A 21,566-nucleotide genomic window follows, 5' to 3' on the forward strand; every position below is an offset into this window, starting at 1 on the left:
GATCCAATCCGTATGGAAGCTGTCGAGCGCTGGTGAGGCTGCGATAGCGGTGCAGGCAACACTCCTGTTGGCCATGCCGCCGCCATCGCAGCCTCGCTGGGGCTCGACAGCTCCCACAGTTGACCGTGGGGCAAATCAAAACGAACACCTGCGACTTAGAGCAGTCTGATGCAATACCTCGGCACGGCTAGCCGCAGGCGCGCTTCAAGTCAATGAATTCTTGGGTTTTTTTTATGTGCGCAAAAAACGCCCGATCTGACTCAGGGCCTTGTATTACGTGGCTTTCAGCCGCGAAAATGGGCTCTGTTCACAAGGTTATCCACAAGTTGTGTGGATAACCTTTTCTCTTGCCTGGAACTGGAGTGACGATGAAAGCACCCTGGAATTTCACCCGCTTCCTACCGTTGGCCGCCCGCCTGATCGGGCGTGGGCGCCTGCCCACCCTGTTGTTCGCTGTGGCTGCCAAAGGCTCAAGCCAGGGCAATCGCCTGGGTAAGCTCAAGGACGACCTGAAGCTGCTTCAGGCGCTGTGCCTGGCCTACTGGCGTGGCGAGTACCGGGCGATCAGCCCCAAGGCGCTGATCTCGGTGGTGGCGGGGCTGATGTACTTCCTCAGCCCGATTGATGCGATCCCGGACTTCTTGCCCATGTTCGGCATGCTCGATGACATTGCGGTACTGGCCTGGGTCATGAAGAGCCTGGACGGCGAGTTGAGTGCCTTCCGCGCCTGGCGTGAACGCCAGCGCCCGGAGAAGCTGGTGGTGGTGGAGCGTCTGCCCGCAACGCCGCAGCTTCTGGAGCAGGAAAACCCGAAAAAAAACTGAAGGCGCGGATTATCCCCCTGCGCTCTTTGGGGCTGTTAGGATTACACTCCTAAGGAAAGTACTTACTTCGTAAGTGTTGTGATCCTACGGGGCAGTCATGGATATACAAATCATTTCACGGGATGGCGAACCCGAATACGCGGTTCTGCCATGGGCTCAGTACCAGGCGCTGCTAAAAGCCGCCGGTGTGCCGCAACCCGCCACTTCTTCCGCACAGACCCCTCCCGTCGCTACCGAGCAGGACTTGCGTCCCCTGGCACAATTGCGCAGCCTGCGCGAAGCCAAAGGCCTGGCCATCGAGACCTTGGCCCGCACCGTGGGCATCAGCCCGTCCTACCTGGGGTTGATTGAAAGTGGTGAGCGCCAGCCGGATGCTGCGATTCGTCGCAGCCTGGCCTGGGAGTTGGGGATTGCGGGTTGGAGGGATGAAGTGTGAGTGTGCGCATCAGTCGTCAACATTGGGATGGGTTGCTCAATGAACTCGATCAGGCCCGTCGCCAGCGACATCTTTTGACCTACCGTGCGTTGCTGGAGCGTCTGCAATTCCCCACGCCAGCCATGCAAACCCTGACCGCCGCCCTGGAGCACCTGGCGGCTCTGGATGCCAAGGCGGATCAACCGCTGCGCAGTTCACTGGTGATCAGCCAGGGCGCCAGCCGCTTGCCGCGCACCGGTTTTTTTGAATGTGTCGAGCGCCTCGGGCGCTTTTGCGGACCGTCCGATGGCGTTGCTGCGGCGTCGTGGCATGCCTCGGAAGTGGTGCGTGTGTTCGAGTACGAATATCCTGAGTCAGCGGAGGCCTGAGTGTTCTGGAAGCTTAAAGCGTACGCCAGCTATTGGTTGGCCCGCAGGTTGTTTCATTGGTCATGGTTTGTGCGTCAGCCCCGTGGCTGGCACTGGCTGGAGGGTCAGTTTGCGCGCATGGCCAACCTGGGTAATGTCGAGGCCCAAAGTTTCTATGGGCATATCCTGACCTTTCGCGGCCAAGGGCTTGGCGCGCGGGAAGAGGGCGTGCGCTTGCTGCGCCTGGCGGGCCAGGCCGGTGATGGCAAGGCCGCTTATCAGGTGGGGGTGTTGAGCCTGGCGGGCAGCCTGGGCAAGGCCCCAGACCCGGCCGAAGCCGCACGCTGGTGGACCATTGCCGCCAAGGCCGGGCATCCGCTGGCGCAGATACGCCTGGAGCAGTTGTAAGGGCCGGCCTTACAGAAGTTCGCGGCTGTCGAGGACGTGGATGCTGTAGCCGGCCACGTTCTTGGCGTGATGCTTGGCCTGCGAGGCCAGTTCCGCCAACTGGCTGGCATCCAGATATCCACAGCTCAGCGGATGCAGGTGCACCACGCCAATGGACAGCGACAGCAAGGCAAACTCCTGGCGCACCCCCTGGCGATTCAGGGCGATAAAACAGCCCGCGTCCAAATGCTCGCTGCGGTAGAAGCGCCGGCATTGGGTCTGGAAATCGTCCACCAATTGGTTGAGACGCTTGCGCCAGTCCTGGGCACCCAGTACCAGGAGAAAATCATCGCCGCCGATATGCCCGACAAAATCGCGGCTGGGGTCCACCCGGTCGTTCAGGCACTGTGCCAGGCACAGCAATACCTCATCGCCTCGGCCATAGCCGTAGATGTCATTGAACGGCTTGAAACTGTCGATATCCACATAGCAAATCACCGATTCGCGCTGCTGCTGCAACAGTCGCGTCAGGCACTGCTGGATCGGCACGTTGCCCGGTAGCAGGGTCAGTGGGTTGGCGTAGCGCGCCTGCTGGATTTTCAGTTCGGTAATCAGCTTGAGCACGTCGATCACTCGTCCCAGGCCCAGGTAGTTGCCGTTCTGGGTGATGATGAAATCTTCTTCGATGCGCTGCCGCGCGCGGCTGGTCAGCAGGCGGCTGACCTGTTGCAACGACTGGCTCAACTCCACGGCCAGGAAGTCGTCGCTCATCAGGCGGCTGATCGGCTTGCGCGCAAACAGGTCGGTGGCAAATGGCTTGAGCAGGACGTCGGACAACGAGTGCCGATGCACGATGCCGATGGGCTGGCCGCGCCCATCCAGGACCGCCAGGGAGTTGAGATTGGCCTGGCTGCGAAACGCTTCCAGGACTTTTGCTGTGGCGGTGTCCTGGGCCACGGCCGGTTGCTCGTTGAGCAGGGCGCTGAGGTCACTGGCGTCTTCATTGAGCGAGACGCTGGTGCTGTCAGGCTTGGCCAGCATCAACCTTGCTTCGATCGGCGGATGTTCCTGGGGACGGCACAGCAGGTAGCCCTGGATCAGGTCCACGCCCATTTCCGTGAGCACCGCCAGTTCCTCCGGCAACTCGATGCCTTCGGCAATCACCTGTGCGCGGGAGGCCTTGGCGATCTGTAGGATCGAGCCGACGAACTCGCGCTTGAGCGCATCCTGATGAATGCCGTCGATAAAGTGCCGGTCGATTTTCACGTAGTCCGGGCGTAACTCAGACCACAGGCGCAGGCTGGAGTAACCGGCGCCCAAGTCATCCAGGGCAATCGAAAAACCCATGTCGCGGTAGTGGTGCAGGGCGGTCTGCAGCAGTTGGAAGTCGTCGGTCGGCGCTTGCTCCGTGAGTTCGATCACGATCTGGCTGGGCGCGATTCCGTACTCGCGCAGCATCTGCAGGGTGCGCCCCGGTTGATGGGTGGTTTCCAGCAGGGACTCGGGTGAGACGTTGAGAAACAGCTTGCCTGGCAGCGCCTGCTCGCTGAAGCGCTTGCAGGCACTTTGCCTGCAGGCTATCTCCAGTTCATTCAGGCGTCCGGCCTGGCGCGCCACGCAAAACAACGCAAGGGGCGAGTGCAGCGGGCTGTTGGACGGGCCGCGGCTCAGGGCTTCGTAGCCAAGGATACGGCGTTCGCTGAGGCTGATAATCGGTTGGAACAGACTGTGCAGACTGCCTTGAGCCAGGATGGAGCCCAGGGCATGCAGCTGTTCGGTCATGGTCATGATGATCTCGGTCGAAAAAAAAGGACCGGGTGCCTGGGGTACCCGGTCCTTTATTTCACGACAGAATGATGTCTGTTTGATGACGCTCAGTGGAGCGGAGACATTAAATTGCCATCATCTACTGCTTGGCGACTGCCTTACTGGTTTTCAGGTAGTCCAGCAGAATCCGCCCGGTCTCGCTCAGGTAGGCGTCGTCTTCCGGCTTGGTCTTTTCAGGTTCGGTCGGCAGCGCGTCTTCGTCTTCTTTCTTCAGCTCCTTGAGCGGGTCTTCACCCTTGGCCTTGCGACGGATGTTTTCAAGGGCCAGTTGCTGGTTCTCGATCGCAGTGTGCTGCGCGCGACGGTCCACTTCATTGAGGCTGACGGTCTTCTCGGCCATCAGCTTCTTGGCCAGGGCCAGCTTGTCGCGGATAAACACAAACTCGGCATCCTTGGCGGAGCGCAGGTCATGTTCGGCCTTGAGCTGGGCCAGGTACGGCTTGAAGGGATCGGACGCCGGCTTGATAGCCGGGCGGATGGTGTCCCACGGCATGGCTTCAGGCAGGGCGCTTTCGCCGATTTCCTTGGTGTCGATGAGCGACGGGAAATCAATGTCCGGCAGTACGCCCTGGTGCTGGGTGCTCTGGCCGGAAACCCGGTAGAACTTGGCCAAGGTCAGCTTCAGTTCGCCATGGTTAAGCGGCTGGATTGTCTGCACTGTGCCTTTGCCGAAGGTCTGGCCACCGATGATCAGCGCGCGGTGGTAGTCCTGCATCGCGCCGGCAAAAATCTCCGAGGCCGAGGCCGAGAGACGGTTGACCAGCAGTGCCAGCGGGCCCTTGTAGAAGGCACCCGGGTTTTCGTCTTCCAGCACATCCACGCGGCCGTCAGCGTTGCGCACCAACACGGTCGGCCCCTTGTCGATGAACAGGCTGGTCAGCTCGGTGGCTTCCTGCAACGAGCCGCCGCCGTTGTTGCGCAGGTCGATGACCACGCCGTCAACCTTCTCTTTGGTCAGCTCGGTGAGGATTTTTTTCACATCGCGGGTGGTGCTCTTGTAGTCCGGATCGCCGGCACGGAAGGCCTTGAAGTCCAGATAGAACGCCGGGATCTCAATGATGCCCAGCTTGTAGTCCTTGCCATCCTGCTTGAGGTTGAGGACTTTCTTCTGCACAGCCTGGTCTTCGAGCTTCACCGCTTCGCGGGTGATCGACACGATCTTGCTGGTCTGGTCATTTGGCGCATTGGTGTGGGGAATCACTTCCAGGCGCACCACGCTGCCCTTGGGCCCGCGGATCAGCTTGACCACTTCGTCCAGGCGCCAGCCGACCACGTCGACCATCTCTTTGTCAGCCTGGGCCACGCCGATGATCTTGTCGGCCGGGGCGACCTGCTTGGTCTTGTCCGCAGGGCCTGCCGGCACCAGGCGCACGATCTTCACCTGATCGTTGTCGCTCTGCAGCACGGCCCCGATGCCTTCGAGGGACAGACTCATGTTGATATCAAAATTTTCCGCGTTATCTGGCGACAGATAATTGGTGTGCGGATCGTAGGACATCGCGAAGGTGTTGATATACGCCTGGAAGATATCCTCGGCGCGGGTCTGGTCCAGGCGGCTCAATTGATTCTTGTAGCGCTTGGTCAGCAGCTCCTGGATCGCCTTGGGCTCTTTGCCGGCGATCTTCAGGCGCAGGACTTCATCTTTGACGCGCTTGCGCCACAGGTCATCCAGGGCGGCGGTGCTGGTCAGCCATGGGGCCTCCTTGCGATCCACCAGCAGGGTTTCCTTCTGGGTGAAGTCGAGCTTGTCGACGCCTTTGTTCAACTCACCCAGAGCGAAGTCCAGACGCGCTTTGACACGGTCCAGGTAACGCTTATAGATGGTGAAGCCAGGTTGCAGGTCGCCGCTCTTGAGGAAGTCGTCGAACTGGGTCTTCCATTTGTCGAACTCGGCCACATCGCTGGCCAGGAAGTAGCTGCGCGAGGGATCCAGCAGCTTGAGATAGCTGTCATAGATAATCACCGAGCGCGCATCGTCCAACGGCGGTTTGCTGTAATGGTGGCGCTTGAGCAACTCAACGACGTTAAGGCTGGCAATCACCTCATCGCGATCAGGCTGAAGTTTGTCCCAGCTGTTGGCTGCGAACGTATTGGTCGACAGCGGCAACAGGCCGAGACCAATGAAAAGAGCGAGGGCGGTACTGGGGAACAAATGCTTCATGCTGATTCGACGCGGGGGCAATTGATAACGCATATTAGGCCGTCTTTGAAGTCGCCGGTTCCATTTGGGCCGGTCGCATAATGCAAAAAGCCCGGCGCTACAGCAACGGGCTCAGTCCAGACTCACTATGGAGGCACTGTGAAAGCATTGCAAGGCGTTGAAGGTCATGTGGAGTGGGTTGAGACCCCGAGTCCTACGTGCGATGTAGGGCAAGTTCGCATTCAGGTGGCGGCAGCCGGCCTGAATCGGGCGGATTTATTACAGCGTGCAGGGCTCTATCCGCCACCGCCCGGGGCCAGCGAGGTGCTGGGCCTGGAGTGTTCCGGGGTAATCAGCGAGGTCGGCGCCGGCTCGTCCTGGCAAGTGGGGGATCGGGTCTGTGCGCTGCTGGCAGGCGGCGGCATGGCCCAGGAAGTGGTGGTGGACGCGCGCCACGTGCTGCCGGTGCCGGAAGGTCTGTCCCTGGCCGAAGCCGCTGCGTTGCCCGAGGTGTACAGCACTGCCTGGCTCAACCTGTTCCAACTGGCGGCGCTCAAGCCCGGGGAAAAGGTGCTGTTGCACGCTGGCGCCAGTGGCGTCGGCTCGGCGGCGATCCAGCTGTGCAAGGCCTTTGGCAGCCCGTGCTGGGTCAGCGTCGGCTCGGCGGACCGCCTGGCCTATTGCGAAGACCTCGGCGCCCAGGGCGGTGTGGTACGTACCGACGGCATCGAGAGCCTGGGGGATTTTGGCCCGTTCGACGTGATTCTCGACCCGGTGGGCGGCAACTATGCGGCCATTAACCTCAAACTCCTGGCCCGCGATGGGCGTTGGGTATTGATCGGCTTGATGGGCGGGCGCGAGGCCCAGTTGGACCTGGCGCAGGTGCTGGCCAAGCGCGTGCAGGTGCTGGGCTCGACCTTGCGCAGCCGTGATGATCAATTCAAAGCGGATCTGTTGAGCGATCTGGGCCAGCAGGTGTGGCCGTTGTTTGGCGAAGGGCGGCTAAGCCCGCAGTTGGCCAAGACCTTCCCGATCAAGGACGCGGAAGCGGCGTTTGCGGAGCTGGCGACCAACCAGATTTCCGGGAAGCTGGTGCTGGTGATCGACGAGAGCCTGGTTTGAGGCCAGTCCAGGGTTGAAATGCAGCCCAAGGTGGGAGCGGGGCTGCTTGCGATAGCGGTGTGTCAGTAACAGACCTTAACTTGATACACCGCTATCGCAGGCAAGCCAGCTCCCACATTTGATTGGGTTTCAATGCCCAAAATGGGCCTTCAGGCCCACTGGTGGATCGGCCATCCGGCCTGTTCTGCGTGGGCCTGCAGCACCGGGTCCGGGTTCACCACCTGCGGGAAATCGACCTTGCTCAACAGCGGCAAGTCATTGCGCGAATCCGAATAGAAATACGCACCCTCCAGGCTTTCACCTTCCTGCTCCAGCCATTGCGTCAAGCGGGCGACCTTGCCTTCACGGTACGTCAGTACACCCACGGTCTTGCCGCTGTACACCCCGTGGGCTACGTCCAGTTCAATCCCCAGTACTTCATCAATGCCAATGCGTGCGGCAATCGGCGTGACCAGGTGCGTGCCCGAGGCCGAGATCACCAGGATCCGGTCCCCGTTCTGCCGGTGGCGGGCGATGGTCTTGGTGGCGTCGCTGTAGATCAGCGGCTCGATAATATCTTCCACCCACGGCTCGACCAGGTGCGCGACTTCTTCCGGGGTGCGCCCGATCATCGGTTCCAGGCTGAAGTCCATGAACTCTTCCATGGCCAGCTCGCCGCGGCTGTAGGCGGCCATCAGTTCGTTGTTCTTGCGCATGAACGAATCGGGGTCCACCCAGCCCAGGCGGCCCATTTGTTCGCTCCACAAGGTGGCGCAGTCGCCGTGGATCAGGGTGTCGTCCAGATCAAAAATTACCAAAGCCATCAGTCATGCTTCCTCAATAAACACTGCATCCTCAGGCTACCTCACACAGTGCGCTGGGATCGATGGAAAGTGCCAGGCGTTGCCCGTCTGGGTGAAGATCCTGGGCCGAGCGGTTGAGTACGTCCACCACCAATTCAACGCCCCGGGCTTCGACGCGATAGCGAATCACATTACCCAGCAGGCTGTGGCTGCGCACCAGAGCGTCCAGCTCACCGTTGCGGTTCAGTTCGATGGACTCGGGACGGATCGCAATACGGCTGCTGACCGGACGCTGCAATAGCTTGCTGGCCTGCTCGGCGTCCAGCAGGTTGTAGTTGCCGATAAAACCGGCGGCGAAGGCGTCCACGGGGGCGGTGTACAGGGTTTCAGCGTCGCCGCTTTGTACGATCTTGCCCTGGTTCATCAGGAAGATGCGGTCGGACATGACCAGGGCTTCTTCCTGGTCATGGGTCACAAAAATCGTGGTCAGCCCCAGTTCGCGCTGGATCTGACGGATCTGCTCGCGCAGGTGTTTGCGAATCCGCGCATCCAGTGCCGACAGCGGCTCATCGAGCAGCAGCAGGCGCGGGCGGGTGACCAGGGAGCGGGCGAGGGCGACGCGCTGGCACTGGCCGCCGGACATCTGGTGCGGATAGCGCCCGGCCAGGTCCTTGAGCTCGACCAGTTGCAGCACTTCCTGCACCCGCTGGTGGCTGTCATCGGCGTTGACCTTCTGCATACGCAGGCCGAAGGCGACGTTCTGTTCCACGGTCATGTTGGGGAACAGCGCGTAGCTCTGGAACACCATGCCGATATGGCGCTTCTGCGGGCTCAGCGGCACGATATCCTGGCCGTCCAGGAGGATCTGCCCACTGTCCACCGGCGTCAGCCCGGCGATGCAGCGCAGCAGCGTGGATTTGCCGCAACCGGACGGGCCAAGCAGGGTGACGAATTCGCCCTTGGCGATCTGGCAGTTGATATCACTGAACACCGGGGTGGCGGCGTAGCTTTTTTGCAGGTGCTGGACGCTGACGAAGCTCATTGGCTTTTGTCCTTGTTCAAGAAGTTGGCGGCCCAGGTGAGCAGCAGCACGAAAAGGAAATAGGAGATGACCACGGCGCTGGTGAAGTGGCCGCTGCTGTTACGCATGTTGTTGAGGTACACCTGCAAGGTCTCGTAGCGCGTGCCGACAAGGATGTTGGCGAACACAAACTCGCCGAACAGGAACGAGAACGACAGCAGCAACGCCACCATCAAGCCCTTGCGCAGGTTCGGCAGCACCACCAGGATCGCCGCCTGCCAGGTGCTGGCGCCGAGCAGTTGGGCGGCGTCCATCAGGTCACGCAGGTTGATCGCCTGTAGGTTGTTGGTGATCGCGCGGTACATGAACGGCAGTGCCACGGTGAAGTAGCAGCCAATCAGGATCCACGGTGTGCCGACCATCGCCAGCGGCCCCGAGCCATACAGCTGTAACAGGCCCACCGAGGACACCACCGGTGGCACCGCGAAAGGCAGCAGGATCAGGATATTCATCAGCGCGTCGAGCCTGGGGAAGTGGTAGTGCACCACGAACAGCAGCGGCAGGATCAGCACCACCGACAGGATCAGTGCGCCGACACACACCAGCAGCGATTGGCCAAAGGCATGCAAAAAGCGCGGGTCGCTCCACAGCTGTACATACCATTCAAAGGTAAAACCGGCGGGCAGGATGGTGGCCGACCAACTGCTGGCAAGGGAGTACACCAGGGTGCCAATCAGCGGCAGCACCAGGATCGCGAACAGCAGGTACACCACCACGCGATGATAGAGGGCGACGGGGCTGGCTTCAGCGCGAGACATGGTAGCTCCTCTTGAGCAACAGTTGATGGACCACGGTGACCACGGTCATCAGCGCCACCAGGATGACGGCCAGGGCGCTGGCCATGTTCGGGTCCAGGGAAATATCGCCGGAGACCATCGCCGCAATGCGGATCGGCAGCACGTTGAAGTTGCCGGTGGTCAACGCATACACCGTGGCATAGGCGCCCAGGGCATTGGCCACCAGGATCACGAAGGTGCCCAGCAACGCCGGCGTCAGCACCGGCAGGCCGATATGCCGCCAGTACTGCCAGCCATTGGCGCCCAGGAGTGCTGCGGACTCGCGCCAGTCTTCACGCAGGGCATCGAAGGCCGGGTACAGCAGCAACACGCCCAGGGGGATCTGGAAATAGGTGTACAGGATGATCAGGCCGGTCTTGGAGTACAGGTTGAAGTCCTGAATGATCCCGGCCTGCTTGAGCATGATGGTGATGCTGCCGTTGAACCCCAGCAGGATGATGAAGGCAAAGGCCAGGGGCACGCCGGAGAAGTTGCTGGTCATGTTGGCGAAGGCAGTGACGAAGTTGCGCAGCGGCGAATCCACCTTGCGCAACGAGTAACTGCCGAGCACGGCAATGATGATGCCGAAGACGCTGGAGTAGAAACTCAGCTCCAGGCTGTACTGGATCGCCTGCAAGTAGAACTTCGAGCTGAAGATCTTGCTGAAGTTGGCCAGGCCCCAGCCGAATTCTTCCGATTGCAGGCTGTTGACCATCACCCAGAACAGCGGCGCGATCTGGAACACGATAAAAAACAGGGCGAAAGGCACCAGGCACAAGGCGGCCAGCCACTTACCACGGATCACTGAACTCACTTCAACAGCTCCTGGCAGACAGGTTTGTCGTGGGCAACGCCAAGCAGGGCGCAGACGGTGCCGCAGATATCGGTTTGCCTGGGTTGGGCCTCGGGCTCGAGGCTGAAGGCATCACCGAACACAAACAGCGGCACTTCGCGCTCTTCCGGCAGCAGGCCGTTGTGGGAGCGGTCGTTGTTCATGCCGTGGTCGGCGGTGACCAGCACCTGGTAGCCGGTGTCGAGCCAGCCTTGCAGGTAGTCGGCGAGGATGACGTCCGCCGAGCGGGCGCTGTTGCGGTATTGCGCGGTGTCGAGGCCGTGCCTGTGGCCGGCGTCGTCGATGTTCATCGGGTGTACCAGCAAAAAGTTCGGCGCGTGCTTGAGGCGCAGGCTCTCGGCATCGGCAAACAGGTGAGCGTCGGGGTAATGATCGCTCCAGTAGAAGTGCCCGTGCTGGATTGCCAGCGCCGGGTCGTCGGTATGCCGGTCGCGGGCGGCGATAAACGGCGAGCGGTTATACAGCTCGCTGACCCAATGGTAGGCCGCCGCCGCAGTGGTCAAGCCGGCGTCGGTGGCGTAATGGAAAATGCTGCGCTGGTTGGACAGGCGCGAGACGTTGTTGTGGACAATGCCACTGTCGATCGGCGTTACGCCGGTCAGGATGCATTCGTACAGCGGGCGCGACAGGGCGGGCAATTCGCATTCCAGCTTGTACAGCGCTGCGCGCCCGGCGCCGACGTAGGCCTGGAGATGCCCCATGGCATGCCGGGCAACCTCGTAATTGAGGCCGTCGAGCACCACAAGGATGACGTTGTGCTTCATAGGGGCAGGGGCTCCGCGACAAATTGGGCTTGATTCGGTGGATCTTCCGGAAACGGATCAACTGTGGGAGCTGGCTTGCCGGCGATAACGGTGCATCAGCCGATACACGTGCTGAATGTCATACCGCTATCGCCGGCAAGCCAGCTCCCACCCGGGGCTTATTGCATATTGATGATGACTTCTTCCTGCCACTTCTGCGGCAGCGCCTTGGAGGTCTTCTCCCAGGCATCGGCGTCCTTGATCGGAGTCACGCCTTTGTATTGCTCGTCAGGCAGCAGCTTGGCTTTCACTTCAGGTGGCAGGGTCAGGTGTTCGGCACGGATCGGCCGCGCATTGCCCTTGGCCAGGTTGATTTGCCCGGCATCACTGAAGATGTATTCGCGGGTCAGCTTGGCCGCGTTGGGGTGCTTGGCGTATTTATTGATGATGGTGGTGTAGCCGGAAATCACCGAGCCATCCGAGGGGATCAGCACCACGTAGTCATCCGGGTTGGCCATCTTGGCCTTGTAGCTCAGGCCGTTGAAGTCCCAGACCACGCCCACTTCCACTTCGCCCTTTTCCATGGTGGCGATGGTCGGGTTGGCCAGGGAGATACGGCCCTGCTTGGCGATTTCGGCAAACATCAGCAGCGCCGGCTGGATGTTCTTCTCGTCGCCGCCAGTGGCCAGGGCGGCGGCCAGTACACCGTTGGCGGCCTGGGCGGCGGTGCTCACGTCACCAATCGAAACCTTGTATTTGCCGGTTTTCAGGTCAGACCATTTGGTCGGCACTTCGGAGCCGTGCAACAGCTTTTTGTTGACGATAAACGCAATGGTGCCGGTGTAGGCCAGGGCCCAGTTGCCGTCCTTGTCCTTGGCCCAGTCCGGGATCTGTTCCCAGGTGCTTGGCTTGTAGGGTTGGGTCACGCCCTGCTTGACCGCAATCGGCCCGAAGGCTGCGCCCACGTCGCCGATATCGGCGCTGGCATTGTCTTTTTCTGCGGCGAACTTGGCGATTTCCTGGGCCGAGCTCATATCGGTGTCCATGTGCTTGAGGCCGTACTTGGCCGCCAGGTCTTCCCAGGTGCCTTTCCAGTTGGCCCAGTTATCGGGCATGCCGACGCTGTTCACAGCGCCTTCTGCCTTGGCGGCAGCTTCCAGGGTTTTCAAATCGGTGTCAGCGGCCATGGCGGCGGTGCACATGGCAATGGTCGAGCCTAACAGTGATGCCAGGAAAAGCTGTTTCATCCGAAGCTCCTTTGGGCGTTTTCAACGCTGCGATTTTTTGATGGCGCGGTGGGTTTGGTCTAGGTCAGCAATACACGAGCCAATTTAGGCGCGATGGATGACAGTTTTATGTCGGTGTCGTTTTTAAAGCGCCTGGGCAGGTACTTGCCGGGTAAGCGTAGACCAAGGCCAGGCCCCCGTAATTCTTGGACTTGGCCGATGTATTGCAGGGCGTGTGGGGCAGTGTCACGAGGCGCTGTCATCTGTCGGTCATGTGTGATGCCTAGGCTGGCATGCAACAGCCGCCGCTCATTCCAGGGGCATTTGGCGCACCCAAACAGTGCTGGCCTAGTCCAGATAGGTAACGTTGATGCGTGATGAGGCAACCAAAGCGGTGACAGCCATTGGCCTGGCGCTGCAAGAGCAGATCAGCCACGGTTTGTTGAGCCCGACGAGCAAGCTGCCCGCCGAGCGCAAACTCAGTGAGTTGTTTAGTACCACCCGCATTACGGTGCGCGAGGCCTTGCTGCAACTGGAGGCTCAGGGCCAGATCTACCGCGAGGAGCGCCGTGGCTGGTTTGTCTCGCCGCCCCGGTTGGCCTACAACCTGATGCAGCGCAGCCACTTCCACGCCATGGTCAGCGCTCAGGGGCGAGTGCCTTCTACCGAAGTCATCTCGGCACGCCTGCAACCGGCTTCGGCCGCGGTCTGCGCGTGGCTGCAACTGCCGGCACTGTCCAGCGTGATCCAGATCTGCCGGCGGCGGCGTATTGATGGGCGGCTGGTGCTGTATGTGGAGCACTACCTCAACCCCCAGTATTTTCCGGGGATCCTGGCGTGTGACCTGAACGAGTCGATGACCGAGTTGTACGCCCGCAAGTACGACCTGCACTACGGTCGCGTGCGCTTTGAGATTGTGCCGACTTCTCTACAGGTAGAAGCGGCAGCCGCCTTGAAAGTCTCGGCGGGCAGCCCCGGGCTGCGGATCGCCCGGGTCAATTACGATCAGCATCAGCGCCTGATCGACTGCGATCTGGAGTTCTGGCGCCATGATGCGATTCATGTCGGGGTGGATGTGACCTGAGCTTCCTGCGGCCCACTCGCCGCCGTCACCACTTGCACGCTCAAGCGCGGCATCGCCAGGTCCATCCCGGCCTCATCGAGGTGGCGCTTGAGCGACAGGTTGAACGCCCGCGACACTTCCCACTGCTTGATCGGCGCGGTCTTGAAGCGCGCACGCAGGATGGCGTTGCCGGACTCGAAGCTTTCCACACCCTGGAACTCCAGGGGCGACCAGATATTGCGGCGTTGCAGCGGGTCGGCGCGCATTTTCTGGCCGACGTCGCGCATCAGCTTGATCGCGGTGTCGATGTCCATGCTGGCTGGCACCGCTACGCGGAAAATCGCGTAGCCGAATTCCCGCGAGTAGTTCTTGATGCTCTTGATCTCGCTGAACGGGATGGTGTGGACGATGCCGTCGATATCGCGCAGGCGCACGGTACGGATGGTCAGGCCCTCGACGGTGCCAAGGTGGCCGCCGACATCCACATAGTCATCAATGGCCAGGGAGTCTTCGATGATGATGAACAGGCCGGTGATCAAGTCCGCCACCAGTGACTGCGCACCAAAACCGATGGCCAGGCCGATCACACCGGCACCGGCCAGCAGGGGCGTGACGTTCATGCCCATGTTCGCCAGGGCGACAATGGCGGCGATGATGAAGATGGTCACGAACAGCACGTTGCGGATCAACGGCATCATGGTCTGCGCCCGCGCATTGGCCAGGCCTTTGCGCGAGCGGGTGAGGGCGTGGTGGATCGCGGTGTCGCTGAGGATCCAGATCAGCCAGGCAAACAGCAGGGTACCGGCAAGGCCGAACAGCTTGACGCTGATTTCATGTCCGTCGCCTTCGGTAAAGCGGATCAGCGACCAGCCCCAGACCCGCAGGCCGAGTTCGATAAACACCAGCCACACCATCAGATGGGCCAGGGTGTAGACAAAGCTTTTCAGGCGCTCGGAATACAGCGCATGGCGCTTGTGCCCGCGCTGGGGCTTGAGGGCGTGGCGGCGCACCAGGCCGTTGATCACCATGCACAGCACCAGCAACACCGTGCACAGCAATGATTGGCGCAAGGCGGTGCTGGTATCGCCGGCCGACACGAAGGTGGCAAACAGCGAAATGCCCACCAGCAGCAGCGCGGGCAGGTACCAGAAGGTGCCGACGATCTCGATCGTATCGCTCAATGCGCGGCGGGTCAGGCGCCGGGACAGTGGCTGGTTGCGGATCAGGTGGGCGATGGGCCGGCGGAAACGCAGGATAAACACGCCGGTGGACAGTGCCGCCAGGACATTGGCGACGGTCGCGGCGCTGTGGGCCAGGTGGGTACCCAGGGCTTCGGTCAGGCGCGGATCGCTCAAGGCCTCGCCGAAAGCGGCGAAGCTGCCGATCAGCCACAGCGGGCGAAACGCCTGGTGGCGCAGGATATACAGCGCCCGGTGACGGTGCGGGCCGTCAAGCACGGAAAAGGCGATGACGCAGATCGCCGAAAAACACGTGCCGACCACCAGCGCGTACGCCAGCACCATCGCCAGGGATTTGCCCAGGGAGGAGGGCAGGGCGTAGCTGAGGTAGACGGTGATCACCAGGGCAATCAGCCAGGGGCCGAGCTTGCGCAGGGCAAAGCGCAGCATGTCCCAGGTCTTGGGGTGTTGCGGCAATTCTTCACTGAGGCCAAAGCGCAGGCGCACCCGATGGCTGAGCCAGATCAGCGCGGCCGCGAGCAGGCTCCAGAGCATCAACACCACGGCAAAGCCAAAGATAATCGGCAGCCATTCGCTGGCGGGCAGCATCAGCGCGCCCAGCTCGGTCCTGGCCTGGGCGAATTCGACGGACCAGCGATTGAGTGGGCTGTCGGCGCCGGACAGCTGTTGCTCCAGGCTGGCCAGGGTGCCGCCGATCAGGCTCAGCACCCCTTGCTCGGCAGCCGGCTGGGCTTTTTTCGTGGCTTCGCGCAGCTTTTTCAGGTCGGCCAGCAGCTTGGTGCGCTGCTGGTCGTTTTCCAGGGTCTTGATCACCTCGTCCAAAGACTGCCCCAGCGGCACGTCGGCCTGTGGCTGGGCTTTGGTGGTGTTGCCCAGGATACCGGGCAGGCCGACCGCCTGGGCAGGGGCGATGGGCAACAGGATCAGCAGGCAAAGGAGCAGGCAGTGTGGCAGAGCAAACAGACGGGCAAGCACGAGGCGGTCAACCTTGAATACGATGGATCGCCCGAGTGTACGAGGGCGCTATGCCCAATGCGAGTGCATTTATTATTCGGCCAGTTTCGCCAGGATCCGATAGACGATGGTGGCGAGGATCAGCAGCATGCCGATCCACATGCCAAATACACCGAGGTTTTTGTCGCGGAAGTTGAAGCCAACGGCCAGCAGGATCATGCCCGTGAGGATGGGGATGAGCATGGCGTGGAAGGCGGACATCGGGATCATGGTGGGGACGGCCTTGTCGTTGAGGGATGAGTGTCAGTCTAGGCGGGATTGGCGCGGGGTGCCTTGATGTGTGTCAGATAGCGCCGCAGTGCGCTGGGAATCGCCATCGCGGGCAAGCCCTGATGCCGTTCAGTTAAGCGCAGATCCCCTGTGGGGGCGGGCTTGCTCGCGAAAGCGGTGGGTCAGTCAACATCAATGTTTGCTGGGCGGACGTCTTCGCGAGCAAGCCCGCTCTCACATTTGATCTTCGCTGCTTTGAGAACTGATCGGCATGAGGGCAAGCGCCGCCCCTTTCAGGGCAGGTCGCGACTTGCGTAGAACGCACTCAGCACCTTTACCAGGTGCGCCAAATCGTGGCTGCCGCACAACTCGCGGATCGAGTGCATGGCGAATGTCGGCAAGCCGATATCCACGGTGCGCACGCCCAGGTGGCTGGCGGTGATCGGGCCGATGGTCGAGCCACAGCCCATGTCACTGCGCACCACGAAGCTCTGCACCGGCACTTCTTCAGCCATGCACAGGTGGCGGAAGAACCCGGCGGTTTCGCTGTTGGTGGCGTAGCGCTGGTTGCTGTTGACCTTGATTACCGGGCCGGCATTGAGTTTCGGGCCATGGTTGGCGTCATGCTTGTCGGCATAGTTGGGGTGGATGCCGTGGGCATTGTCGGCAGACACCAACAGCGACTTCTGAATCGCCCGTACGAACTCATCACCTTCAGGCAGCAGGCGACGCAGGGTCTGTTCCAGCATCGGGCCGTCGGCACCGCAGGCCGAGCAGGAGCCGACTTCTTCGTGGTCGGTACACACCAGTACGCAGGTTTCGTCGGTCTCGCTGGTGAGCAGGGCTTGCAGGCCGGCATAGCACGACAGCAGGTTGTCCAGGCGGGCACCGGCGATAAAGTCGCCATGCAGGCCAATCACCGCTGCGCCCTGGGTGTCGTAGAAGCTCAACTCGTAGTCGAGCACCACATCAGCGTTCAGCCCATGTTCGCGGGCCAGTTGGTCGGTGAGCACGGCGCGGAAATCCACGCGCTCGTCACCGGCAAACTGCGCGAGGATCGGCGGCAGCTCGGTCTGGGCATTGATCGCCCAGCCCTGGTTGGCTTCACGGTTCAGGTGGATGGCCAGGTTGGGGATGATGGCAATCGGCAGTTTGAAGTCGATCAACTGGCTTTCGACCTTGCCGTCACGCCGGAACGTCACGCGGCCGGCGAGGGAAAGGTCGCGGTCGAACCACGGTGCCAGCAGCGCGCCGCCATAGACTTCCACACCCAACTGCCAGAAGCCCTGGCGTTGCAGTTCAGGTTGCGGCTTGACCCGCAGGCACGGGCTGTCGGTATGGGCGCCGACCAGGCGGATGCCGTCGTGCAGGGGCGACTGGCGGCCCATCTTGAAGGCGATGATCGAGGAGTCGTTGCGGGTCACGTAGTAGCGACCGTTGGCCTCGGTGGTCCACGTTTCGCGCTCGTCGAGGCGCTGGAAACCGGCAGCTTCCAGGCGCTGGGCGAGGGCCGCAGTGGCATGAAAGGGAGTGGGAGAGGCCTTGAGGAAGTCGATCAGGCCTTGATTCAACGCTTCGCGCATAAGTAGCTCCAGACAGCAATGCGCGGAGTTTACCGTATTGGCTCAGGATTTGGCTTGAAGCTACTTTCTTAAGTGCAACACAAGACCTCTGTGGGAGCAGGCACGCCAGCTCCCACAGAGGATTGGGTTACCACTTCAAAAAGGCGCAGGGCACTCGAAGCGCAGGCGCTCGCCGCTTTGCGGGTGGGTAAAGCTCAACATGCTCGCGTGCAGGCACAGGCGCGGCCAGGCGGCCAGGGCCTGTTCATGGGCATACAGGCCATCACCGAGCAGCGGGTGCCCGATGGACAGCATGTGTACCCGCAGTTGGTGCGAACGCCCGGTAATCGGCGTCAGCTCGACCCGGCACCAATCCCCGCAACGCTCCAGGACTTTCCAGAAGGTCAGCGCATGCTTGCCGAACTCATGGTCCACCACATGCCGCGGCTTGGTCGGCGGGTCATAGCGCAGCGGCAGGTCGATGCTGCCGCTGTCCAGTTCCGGCTGGCCCCAGCACAAGGCGGTGTAGGCCTTTTCTGTTTCGCGGTCGTGAAACTGGCGGGACAGTTCGCGGTGGGTGTCGGCATCCCTGGCCAGCAGGATGATTCCCGACGTTTCCCAGTCCAGGCGATGAACGATACGCGCCTCTGGGTAACCGTTTTCCTGCAGGCGGGTGATCAGGCAGTCCTTGTTGTCGTCGGCGCGGCCTGGCACCGACAGCAGCAGGGTAGGCTTGTTCACCACCAGGACAGCGTCATCCTGGTGAAGGATATGGATATTGGACAACGGCATTAAACAGCCTCGTAACAAACGCCAACGGCGGCTCGGCCACCCGGTTCCCCAAAGGGGATCAAGGTGACGGAGCCGCCGTGGCGACCGCCTGTTCGATCAACGATCAGGCAGGGTGATATTGAGTTCCAGAATCGAGCAGCTGCCGTCGTTTTCCAGGGCGACATGCACGTCATCGTTGCCGATATTGACGTACTTGCGGATCACCTCGACCAGTTCCTTCTGCAAGGCTGGCAGGTAGTCCGGCGTGCTGCGTTGGCCGCGTTCGTGCGCCACGATGATCTGTAGACGCTCTTTCGCTACCGATGCGGTGCTTGGCTTTTTGTTGGCGCGAAAGAAGTCGAGAAATTTCATTGTTTAGTTGCCTCCAAACAGGCGCTCGAAGAATCCCTTCTTCGCGACATCGAGGAAGCGGTGTTCCACGGTTTTTCCCAACAGGCGGTCAACGGCATCGCTGTACGCCTGGCCGGCGTCGCTCTGGTCGTCGAGGATGACCGGTACGCCCTGGTTGGATGCTTTCAGCACCGCCTGGGATTCCGGGATCACACCCAGCAGAGCCACGGCCAGGATTTCCTTGACGTCTTCAACGCCGAGCATTTCGCCCTTGCTGACACGGTCAGGGTTGTAGCGGGTCAGCAGCAGGTGTTCCTTGATCGGGTCTTCGCCCTTCTCGGCGCGCCGGGATTTGCTGGCCAGCAGGCCCAGCATACGGTCCGAGTCACGTACCGAGGACACTTCCGGGTTGGTCACGACGATGGCTTCATCGGCGAAATACATCGCCAGGTGAGCACCGGTCTCGATACCAGCCGGGGAGTCGCAGACCACGTACTCAAAGGTTTCCTTGAGTTCCATCAGGACTTTTTCCACGCCTTCTTTGGTCAGCGCGTCTTTGTCGCGGGTCTGGCTGGCGGCCAGTACATACAGGTTTTCAAGGCGCTTGTCCTTGATCAGGGCCTGTTGCAGGTTGGCTTCGCCGTTGACCACGTTGACGAAGTCATACACCACGCGGCGTTCGCAGCCCATGATCAGGTCGAGGTTACGCAAACCGACGTCGAAGTCGACGATGACTGTCTTGTGGCCGCGCAGAGCGAGACCGGTACCGATAGCGGCGCTGGTGGTGGTCTTACCCACACCACCCTTGCCGGATGTAACCACGAGAATCTTGGCCAAGGTGTTTCACCCCTAAGGAAAAAGGACCTCTCAGTCCCTGAAAAACATCTCTTGAAACTCGCTGCAGGCGGACAGCCTTCGTAGGAAAAAGATGTGCCTCCCGTAAGGGAAACGCCAGCTTTCAATTATTCCTACACAAGTCTTGCCGGTTTCGCTGTGCTATCAGAGTCCAGAGATGCTTGGAAAATGCGGCAGTATCCGTTAAAGACGGATGATGTTCAACACATCGCCCGACAGGCTGACTTGTACCCCGGCCCCCCACAGCGGATCACGGCGCAAATCTTCCGAAACCTTGTACTGGCCGGCGATCGACACCAGCTCAGCGCTCAATTGCTGGCAGAAAATCCGTGCCTTGGTATCGCCCTTGACCCCAGCCAGTGCCCGACCGCGCATTGGGCCGTATACATGGATGTTGCCATCGGCGAGAAGTTCCGCGCCGGGACTGACCGGAGCGACCACCACCAGGTCGCCGCCCTGGGCGTAAATCTGCTGCCCACCGCGTACGGGAGAGGTGATGATCCTTGTAGGCTTGACCGTCGGCTCTGCCGGTTTTTCCGGTTTTTTCTTCACTTCAGCTTCTACCGGGTCGAGCACACGCTCGCGGGCACCGGACGGTGGCAATACTGGCAATTCAATAGCGATGGCCGCCGCGATGTCTTCAATACGGTTGGCACGGATGGCCAGGGTGCGCAGGCCATGTTGGCGGCAAACGCGCATCAGCCCGGGCAGGTCAACCGCGCCCTGGCCGGCCGGCAATTTATCCAGGGCCAGCACCAGCGGCGCATTGTTGAAGAAATTCGGCGCCAGGGCGACCTTGGCGGCGAGCTGGCGGTCCAGGGCGTCAAGGTCGTTACGGGCCAGTTCCAGCACAGTAATGGCGAGCATGCTGCCCTTGAGCTGGAATACGGGATCTTGGTCTAGCGATTCAGTTTGGCTCATGGTCGGCAAAGCGGCTTGTCACGAAAAGTGTCGAGACTTATAACGAGAACAACCGCTAGCCGCAAGCCGGGTCGAACCGTTGTAGAATGCGCGGCCCTGTCTTTACCGGAATCTGTAATGGATCGCCCGCGTTTTCGAGCTGTATTTTTTCACCCGCGTTTCTGGCTGCTATGGCTGGGGCTCGGCCTGTTGTGGCTGATTACCCAACTGCCATACCGGGCGCTGCTGGGCATTGGTCGTGTACTGGGTGCGTTTATGTACCGGGTGGCCGGCGAACGTCGACGCATTGCCGCGCGAAACCTGGAACTGTGCTTCCCGCAGATGTCCGCGCAAGAGCGTAAACATTTGCTCAAGGAAAACTTTGCCTCCACCGGCATCGCCTTTTTCGAGATGGCCATGAGCTGGTGGTGGTCCAAACAGCGTCTGGCGCGCCTGGCCCATGTTGAAGGGCTGGAGCACCTCAAGCAGGCACAACTGGAAGGCAAGGGCGTGATCCTCATGGCCCTGCATTTCACCACCCTGGAGATCGGCGCGGCTTTGCTCGGCCAGAAGCACACCATCGACGGCATGTACCGCGAGCACGGCAACCCGTTGTTCGATTTTATCCAGCGCCGTGGCCGCGAGCGCCACAACCTCGACTCCCTGGCGGTAGAGCGTGAAGACGTGCGCGGCATGCTCAAGCTGCTGCGCGCCGGCCGGGCGATCTGGTACGCGCCGGACCAGGACTATGGCGCCAAGCAAAGCATTTTCGTGCCGTTGTTCGGCATCCAGGCCGCCACTGTCACCGCTACCAGCAAGTTTGCGCGCCTGGGCAAGGCGTTGGTGGTGCCCTTTACCCAGCAGCGCCTGGCCGATGGCAGCGGCTACCGCATGGTGATTCATCCGCCGTTGCGCGACTTCCCCGGTGAATCCGACGAAGTCGATTGCCTGCGCATCAACCAATGGGTGGAAACTGCGGTGCGCGAGTGCCCCGAGCAATACCTGTGGGCCCATCGCCGCTTCAAGAGCCGGCCACCGGGCGAACCCAAGTTGTACGAAAAGCGCCGCTGAACAAACGGATTGTCCCTCGCCCATGG

General features: G+C 61.1%; 22 protein-coding genes. 7 read left to right on the forward strand and 15 right to left on the reverse strand.

Going from position 1 to position 21,566, the window contains the following annotated elements; all coding sequences use genetic code 11:
- The first annotated feature begins 368 nt into the window (after positions 1–368).
- From HU773_RS09180 to HU773_RS09195, 4 genes are all read left to right on the forward strand, one after another.
- Positions 369–824, forward strand: a complete 456-nt coding sequence (locus HU773_RS09180) for a YkvA family protein (protein ID WP_032863275.1) — start codon at positions 369–371, stop codon at positions 822–824.
- A 97-nt stretch (positions 825–921) separates the two neighbouring features.
- Entirely contained in the window at positions 922–1,260 is a 339-nt protein-coding gene (locus tag HU773_RS09185) for a helix-turn-helix domain-containing protein (RefSeq protein WP_115127719.1), read from the forward strand.
- A complete protein-coding gene (locus tag HU773_RS09190; RefSeq protein ID WP_057440671.1) occupies positions 1,257–1,628 on the forward strand; it encodes a hypothetical protein in 372 nt (123 codons plus the stop codon). Before HU773_RS09185 ends, HU773_RS09190 begins: the two co-directional genes overlap by 4 nt.
- Complete coding sequence (locus HU773_RS09195) at positions 1,629–2,015, forward strand: tetratricopeptide repeat protein (protein WP_057440672.1); 387 nt, start codon at positions 1,629–1,631, stop codon at positions 2,013–2,015. It begins immediately after the preceding gene.
- Positions 2,016–2,024: 9 nt separating this feature from the next.
- Here the strand turns inward: HU773_RS09195 and HU773_RS09200 are convergent, their stop codons facing one another.
- Positions 2,025–3,782: a bifunctional diguanylate cyclase/phosphodiesterase gene (locus HU773_RS09200; RefSeq protein ID WP_057440674.1), complete on the reverse strand. Its 1,758-nt coding sequence runs from the start codon at positions 3,780–3,782 to the stop codon at positions 2,025–2,027.
- A 118-nt stretch (positions 3,783–3,900) separates the two neighbouring features.
- Positions 3,901–5,982: a carboxy terminal-processing peptidase gene (locus HU773_RS09205; RefSeq protein ID WP_169989423.1), complete on the reverse strand. Its 2,082-nt coding sequence runs from the start codon at positions 5,980–5,982 to the stop codon at positions 3,901–3,903.
- Positions 5,983–6,120: 138 nt separating this feature from the next.
- Between HU773_RS09205 and HU773_RS09210 the strand changes: the two genes are divergently transcribed.
- The gene (locus HU773_RS09210) at positions 6,121–7,083 is read left to right on the forward strand and encodes a zinc-binding dehydrogenase (RefSeq protein WP_120732308.1); all 963 of its coding nucleotides are present in this window, start codon (positions 6,121–6,123) and stop codon (positions 7,081–7,083) included.
- 149 nt (positions 7,084–7,232) lie between these two features.
- Here HU773_RS09210 and HU773_RS09215 read toward each other — a convergent pair whose 3' ends face one another.
- The 6 genes from HU773_RS09215 to HU773_RS09240 all read right to left on the reverse strand — a co-directional run bounded on the left by HU773_RS09215 (position 7,233) and on the right by HU773_RS09240 (position 12,565).
- Positions 7,233–7,886, reverse strand: coding sequence for an HAD family hydrolase (locus tag HU773_RS09215; RefSeq protein WP_120732310.1), 654 nt, complete (start codon positions 7,884–7,886; stop codon positions 7,233–7,235).
- Positions 7,887–7,917: 31 nt separating this feature from the next.
- The gene (locus HU773_RS09220; RefSeq protein ID WP_057445233.1) at positions 7,918–8,907 is read right to left on the reverse strand and encodes an ABC transporter ATP-binding protein; all 990 of its coding nucleotides are present in this window, start codon (positions 8,905–8,907) and stop codon (positions 7,918–7,920) included.
- Positions 8,904–9,704 (reverse strand): ABC transporter permease, encoded by an 801-nt coding sequence (locus HU773_RS09225; RefSeq protein ID WP_057440678.1) that lies wholly within the window; start codon positions 9,702–9,704, stop codon positions 8,904–8,906. The genes HU773_RS09220 and HU773_RS09225 overlap by 4 nt, the downstream gene beginning before the upstream one ends.
- Positions 9,691–10,536, reverse strand: coding sequence for an ABC transporter permease (locus tag HU773_RS09230; protein ID WP_057959030.1), 846 nt, complete (start codon positions 10,534–10,536; stop codon positions 9,691–9,693). Before HU773_RS09230 ends, HU773_RS09225 begins: the two co-directional genes overlap by 14 nt.
- Entirely contained in the window at positions 10,533–11,339 is an 807-nt protein-coding gene (locus HU773_RS09235) for an alkaline phosphatase family protein (protein ID WP_057959031.1), read from the reverse strand. The genes HU773_RS09230 and HU773_RS09235 overlap by 4 nt, the downstream gene beginning before the upstream one ends.
- Positions 11,340–11,497: 158 nt before the next feature.
- Positions 11,498–12,565: an ABC transporter substrate-binding protein gene (locus HU773_RS09240; protein WP_057440683.1), complete on the reverse strand. Its 1,068-nt coding sequence runs from the start codon at positions 12,563–12,565 to the stop codon at positions 11,498–11,500.
- Positions 12,566–12,914: 349 nt separating this feature from the next.
- Here HU773_RS09240 and HU773_RS09245 point away from each other — a divergent pair, with 349 nt between their 5' ends.
- The gene (locus HU773_RS09245; protein WP_057959032.1) at positions 12,915–13,628 is read left to right on the forward strand and encodes a UTRA domain-containing protein; all 714 of its coding nucleotides are present in this window, start codon (positions 12,915–12,917) and stop codon (positions 13,626–13,628) included.
- Here the strand turns inward: HU773_RS09245 and HU773_RS09250 are convergent.
- The 7 genes from HU773_RS09250 to minC form a co-directional block, all read right to left on the reverse strand.
- Positions 13,604–15,781 carry a mechanosensitive ion channel family protein gene (locus tag HU773_RS09250; protein ID WP_186625506.1) on the reverse strand — a complete coding sequence of 726 codons (2,178 nt, stop codon included), beginning with the start codon at positions 15,779–15,781 and terminating at the stop codon, positions 13,604–13,606. The genes HU773_RS09245 and HU773_RS09250 overlap by 25 nt on opposite strands.
- A gap of 72 nt (positions 15,782–15,853) precedes the next feature.
- A complete protein-coding gene (locus HU773_RS09255) occupies positions 15,854–16,030 on the reverse strand; it encodes a hypothetical protein (RefSeq protein WP_162947716.1) in 177 nt (58 codons plus the stop codon).
- Positions 16,031–16,323: 293 nt separating this feature from the next.
- Positions 16,324–17,613, reverse strand: coding sequence for a M18 family aminopeptidase (locus tag HU773_RS09260; protein WP_029300406.1), 1,290 nt, complete (start codon positions 17,611–17,613; stop codon positions 16,324–16,326).
- A 135-nt stretch (positions 17,614–17,748) separates the two neighbouring features.
- On the reverse strand, positions 17,749–18,384 hold the full coding sequence (locus tag HU773_RS09265; protein ID WP_057440687.1) for an RluA family pseudouridine synthase: 636 nt from the start codon (positions 18,382–18,384) through the stop codon (positions 17,749–17,751).
- 96 nt (positions 18,385–18,480) lie between these two features.
- On the reverse strand, positions 18,481–18,735 hold the full coding sequence (minE, locus tag HU773_RS09270) for a cell division topological specificity factor MinE (protein ID WP_003175252.1): 255 nt from the start codon (positions 18,733–18,735) through the stop codon (positions 18,481–18,483).
- A 3-nt stretch (positions 18,736–18,738) separates the two neighbouring features.
- Positions 18,739–19,551, reverse strand: a complete 813-nt coding sequence (minD, locus tag HU773_RS09275; RefSeq protein ID WP_057440689.1) for a septum site-determining protein MinD — start codon at positions 19,549–19,551, stop codon at positions 18,739–18,741.
- A gap of 201 nt (positions 19,552–19,752) precedes the next feature.
- Positions 19,753–20,490: a septum site-determining protein MinC gene (minC, locus tag HU773_RS09280; RefSeq protein ID WP_115127724.1), complete on the reverse strand. Its 738-nt coding sequence runs from the start codon at positions 20,488–20,490 to the stop codon at positions 19,753–19,755.
- A gap of 117 nt (positions 20,491–20,607) precedes the next feature.
- Between minC and HU773_RS09285 the strand changes: the two genes are divergently transcribed.
- Positions 20,608–21,540, forward strand: coding sequence for a lipid A biosynthesis lauroyl acyltransferase (locus tag HU773_RS09285; RefSeq protein WP_057440694.1), 933 nt, complete (start codon positions 20,608–20,610; stop codon positions 21,538–21,540).
- The last annotated feature ends 26 nt before the right edge of the window (positions 21,541–21,566 follow it).

The sequence above is a fragment of the Pseudomonas shahriarae genome (assembly GCF_014268455.2).
Lineage (GTDB): Bacteria > Pseudomonadota > Gammaproteobacteria > Pseudomonadales > Pseudomonadaceae > Aquipseudomonas > Aquipseudomonas shahriarae.

What these genes read in the sequence shown, in the direction of transcription:
- HU773_RS09255 (WP_162947716.1), bottom strand. Translation starts at nt 16,030, where the DNA reads ATGATCCCGATGTCCGCCTTCCACGCCATGCTCATCCCCATCCTCACG.
- HU773_RS09220 (WP_057445233.1), bottom strand. Translation starts at nt 8,907, where the DNA reads ATGAGCTTCGTCAGCGTCCAGCACCTGCAAAAAAGCTACGCCGCCACC.
- HU773_RS09285 (WP_057440694.1), top strand. Translation starts at nt 20,608, where the DNA reads ATGGATCGCCCGCGTTTTCGAGCTGTATTTTTTCACCCGCGTTTCTGG.
- HU773_RS09180 (WP_032863275.1), top strand. Translation starts at nt 369, where the DNA reads ATGAAAGCACCCTGGAATTTCACCCGCTTCCTACCGTTGGCCGCCCGC.
- HU773_RS09225 (WP_057440678.1), bottom strand. Translation starts at nt 9,704, where the DNA reads ATGTCTCGCGCTGAAGCCAGCCCCGTCGCCCTCTATCATCGCGTGGTG.
- HU773_RS09215 (WP_120732310.1), bottom strand. Translation starts at nt 7,886, where the DNA reads ATGGCTTTGGTAATTTTTGATCTGGACGACACCCTGATCCACGGCGAC.
- HU773_RS09200 (WP_057440674.1), bottom strand. Translation starts at nt 3,782, where the DNA reads ATGACCATGACCGAACAGCTGCATGCCCTGGGCTCCATCCTGGCTCAA.
- HU773_RS09260 (WP_029300406.1), bottom strand. Translation starts at nt 17,613, where the DNA reads ATGCGCGAAGCGTTGAATCAAGGCCTGATCGACTTCCTCAAGGCCTCT.
- HU773_RS09235 (WP_057959031.1), bottom strand. Translation starts at nt 11,339, where the DNA reads ATGAAGCACAACGTCATCCTTGTGGTGCTCGACGGCCTCAATTACGAG.
- HU773_RS09240 (WP_057440683.1), bottom strand. Translation starts at nt 12,565, where the DNA reads ATGAAACAGCTTTTCCTGGCATCACTGTTAGGCTCGACCATTGCCATG.
- HU773_RS09265 (WP_057440687.1), bottom strand. Translation starts at nt 18,384, where the DNA reads ATGCCGTTGTCCAATATCCATATCCTTCACCAGGATGACGCTGTCCTG.
- minC (WP_115127724.1), bottom strand. Translation starts at nt 20,490, where the DNA reads ATGAGCCAAACTGAATCGCTAGACCAAGATCCCGTATTCCAGCTCAAG.
- HU773_RS09205 (WP_169989423.1), bottom strand. Translation starts at nt 5,982, where the DNA reads ATGAAGCATTTGTTCCCCAGTACCGCCCTCGCTCTTTTCATTGGTCTC.
- minE (WP_003175252.1), bottom strand. Translation starts at nt 18,735, where the DNA reads ATGAAATTTCTCGACTTCTTTCGCGCCAACAAAAAGCCAAGCACCGCA.
- HU773_RS09245 (WP_057959032.1), top strand. Translation starts at nt 12,915, where the DNA reads ATGCGTGATGAGGCAACCAAAGCGGTGACAGCCATTGGCCTGGCGCTG.
- HU773_RS09185 (WP_115127719.1), top strand. Translation starts at nt 922, where the DNA reads ATGGATATACAAATCATTTCACGGGATGGCGAACCCGAATACGCGGTT.